Here is a 3,285-nt window from a genome sequence, read left to right on the forward strand (position 1 = left end):
GGAAGATGCGTGATCTGATCCTTCAACTCAGCAAAAGTTCGATTTATTCAACAAATCCCAGTGAAGTTGAAAATTTTCTTTTTGGACAAGGATTTATTAAAGTTCGAAAAATCGATGACGGAAGCTGGATCGGGATACTTCCCCTAGCCTACACCACGTCTGTGTGCATGGATATCGAAGAAATTACACCGTTCCGTTACCGTTGGTGTTTCGCAAATCCAGTCGAAGCGCTTTATCTGTTTGATACAGCCACTGAATTTTACGAAATTCCGAAAAAGCGATCTTCTCTAAAAGGACACCGCTACCGTGTAGCCCCTCTTCTCGTCGAAAATGACGAGCTTGGTTTTCCGAAGTGGTAGGCGAGAGCGTTTTTGGTTACTCTCCATGATTGTCGATTACTCTATAAATCGACAAGAAATTGAACTACAATGTCGCTATGAGCATGATAGTAGCAACTAGGAAACAAAAAATGGCTTTTTTAGATTCAATGAAAGTAGCCGCAGCCGTTGGTTTGCTGATGCAGCAGACAACAGCTTTTTGTTGCCCTAACCAAATGCCGGCGGATAGTGGTGCATCAGGTGGCCGATATGTTTCTATTTTAAGAAACAGCACGTTGCAACCTGAGCAAAAAGTGTCAGACGCAATTCAAACCATTGATGGTTTGAGAGAAACTTTAGAAAAAGCCTACTGGATGCTTTCTAAGGCTGGTTACGATCATATCCATAAGGTGATATCTGAGCTTCAACCTGAAACCGTGAGTCTTTGCGAACTGCAGTTGCGTGGACTTGAGGGCTTGGTAAAAAATGTTTATCGCGAAGTCAGTGCTGAGCAACGAGAAGCCATGCGCCTTACACTACTTACCGTAGCAAAAGCGCGTTCTGCAGCATCTAACCTGAACCATCTCATTCACCAGATGACTAAAGAGCCGGAGTCGTATGTCAGTAACATAAGCATGGATGGACTGCGCCAACTGGCCGATCATGGCACCTCTGTTATGATTCATTGAGGTGTAACTTGCATATTTCTGTAACTTACAACCCAAAAACTTACGACCGTTTCTTTGCCCCGGTTTTTACAAAATTCCCTAGCCTCGAACAGAGTTTGCTAGATGACTTTGTTATCTACAAGGCGACTGGCAAACTCCCTCATTATTTCGGCCGAGATACTCTATATGATCGACCCGATGAGGTGAAAGATGCGCACATGTGGCATATACACCTAGAACTCGGTATGAATAAGTTTGAGCCGCCTATTACCCCAAAGGGTAAGCACGCTCGTAAACCAGACCAAGCCACTGTGCAATGGCATAGAACTTCTGATACCTGCCTGGTGTATGTCCAAAACATACTTGATGAAAACCAATATAGCCTTCTTGCGGTTTTCCACCCTTGGGCACATGCGGAAGGCCAAGACTATCGACAAATGAGAGAATTGGCCGCAGTAGCAAAAGAGTTCCGTGAAGATATCTTCTAATTATCAGTGAGATACCTTCACCATTCCTTCGGCTTTGTTGAATAAATCAGATTTCGGGTAAGTCTCCCCCGTAGCGGGTTGTGTTTTCAGGCAATACGCACGCTTTCAGGCATACCTGCTTTCGTCATTTTGTTCAGCGCTCGTACCAGGGCCATAGCCTCCGCAACCTGACCATCGTAGTCACGCAGCGTCAGTGAACCCCCGAACAGCTGTTTTACCCGGTACATCGCCGTTTCCGCTATCGAGCGACGGTTGTAATCTGTTGTCCATTTCCACCGCGCATTACTCCCGGTCATTCGCTGATTAGCCACTGCACGGTTACGGTCTGCATATTCACCGGGCCAGTAACCCGCACCTTTTCGGGGAGGGATAAGCGCGCTGATTTTCTTACGCCGCAGTTCATCGTGACATAGCCGGGTGTCGTAAGCGCCGTCTGCCGATGCTGCCCTGATTTTTCTGTGAGTCTGCCGGATAAGACCCGGGAAGGCTTCTGAGTCCGTCACATTGTTCAGCGACAGGTCTGCACAGATGATTTCATGTGTGTTGCTGTCAACTGCCAGATGCAACTTTCGCCATATACGACGGCGTTCTTTGCCGTGTTTTTTGACTTTCCATTCGCCTTCACCAAAGACCTTCAGCCCGGTGGAATCAATCACCAGATGCGCGATTTCACCCCGGGTGGACGTTTTGAAACTGACATTAACCGACTTTGCGCGCCTGCTGACACTGGTGTAATCCGGGCAGCGCAACGGAACATTCATCAGTGTAAAAATGGAATCAATAAAACCCTGTGCAGCCCGCAGGGTCAGCCGGAATACGCGTTTAATCACCAGAACGGTGGTGATGGCGAGATCAGAATAGCGCTGAGGTCTTCCCCGTGATGAAGGCGTTGCCGACTCATACCAGGCCTGAATAGCTTCATCATCCAGCCAGAAAGTTATGGAGCCACGGTTGATGAGGGCTTTATTGTAGGTGGGCCAGTTGGTGATTTTGAACTTTTGCTTTGCCACGGAACGGTCTGCGTTGTCGGGAAGATGCGTGATCTGATCCTTCAACTCAGCAAAAGTTCGATTTATTCAACAAAGCCCCCTTTACCCTCACCTATGAATTTATCGTCAAATACATGGCCCTAATCCACAAAACGGAAATACCGGAATCCTGGCTTACCGATAACGGTACCAGTCTTGATGAACGCAGAGTTTTGTACATGGAAGCTAGCGATATTCTGACAAAAGATATCGTAAGAGAAATTCGAAAAACGGTGAAATCCCCTCAGGACCAATTACAGGTTTATCGCATAAATGATCAGATCATAACCCTCGAAATGATGGAAAAGTAAGATGCAAAAAACTCACAAACATTTGACCAAAATAGTTACAATTTCTCTGTCATTAGCGTTTGCAGTGCTTGTTGTTCATGGTGTCCTTACATCACCTCCGAACCATGACACAGAAACTCCAGATGTTAACTCAAGTACCTCTAAAACCAGCAGAACCGGAAATGGTCAACGTTGTTAATCGGATACATACTCCTGAAGAGGTTTACAGGCGTTTCCAGGACAACGAATTCAGGGCTACTAATCACTTCAGAACTTGCCGATTAATGGTCACAGGTAGGGTAAAGAACATTGGAACAGCCACCTTTACCAAAGATCTGATCTCCTCCCTGAAAACAGTGCCAGGCTAAACTGAAGTCTCCGGTCTTTCTTCCATCTCACGGAGAGGCAAATCGCCATGAAAAAGACCCGCTATACCGAGGAACAGATAGCATTTGCGCTGAAACAGGCCGAAACCGGCACTCGGGTGGAGGAAG

The 3,285-nt window shown here is 46.5% G+C and carries 5 protein-coding genes; 4 read left to right on the forward strand and 1 reads right to left on the reverse strand.

Translation table 11 applies throughout. From position 1 onward, the window contains the following. The 3 genes from RRF55_RS26910 to RRF55_RS26920 form a co-directional block, all read left to right on the forward strand. The coding region (locus RRF55_RS26910; RefSeq protein WP_116288532.1) for a hypothetical protein at positions 1–359 on the forward strand (359 nt) is incomplete at its 5' end. Positions 360–469: 110 nt separating this feature from the next. Continuing rightward, positions 470–1,006, forward strand: a complete 537-nt coding sequence (locus tag RRF55_RS26915) for a hypothetical protein (RefSeq protein WP_023287162.1) — start codon at positions 470–472, stop codon at positions 1,004–1,006. A gap of 8 nt (positions 1,007–1,014) precedes the next feature. Continuing rightward, the gene (locus RRF55_RS26920; RefSeq protein WP_032414405.1) at positions 1,015–1,473 is read left to right on the forward strand and encodes a type II toxin-antitoxin system YafO family toxin; all 459 of its coding nucleotides are present in this window, start codon (positions 1,015–1,017) and stop codon (positions 1,471–1,473) included. 86 nt (positions 1,474–1,559) lie between these two features. On the opposite strand, the gene RRF55_RS26925 is transcribed toward RRF55_RS26920, so the two are convergent. Next, complete coding sequence (locus RRF55_RS26925) at positions 1,560–2,528, reverse strand: IS5-like element IS903B family transposase (protein WP_077255666.1); 969 nt, start codon at positions 2,526–2,528, stop codon at positions 1,560–1,562. A 678-nt stretch (positions 2,529–3,206) separates the two neighbouring features. Between RRF55_RS26925 and RRF55_RS26930 the strand changes: the two genes are divergently transcribed. Next, on the forward strand, positions 3,207–3,285 hold a 79-nt coding region (locus RRF55_RS26930), incomplete at its 3' end, for a transposase (protein ID WP_404880969.1).

The sequence above is a fragment of the Klebsiella sp. K47 genome, assembly GCF_051858335.1.
GTDB lineage: Bacteria > Pseudomonadota > Gammaproteobacteria > Enterobacterales > Enterobacteriaceae > Klebsiella > Klebsiella pneumoniae.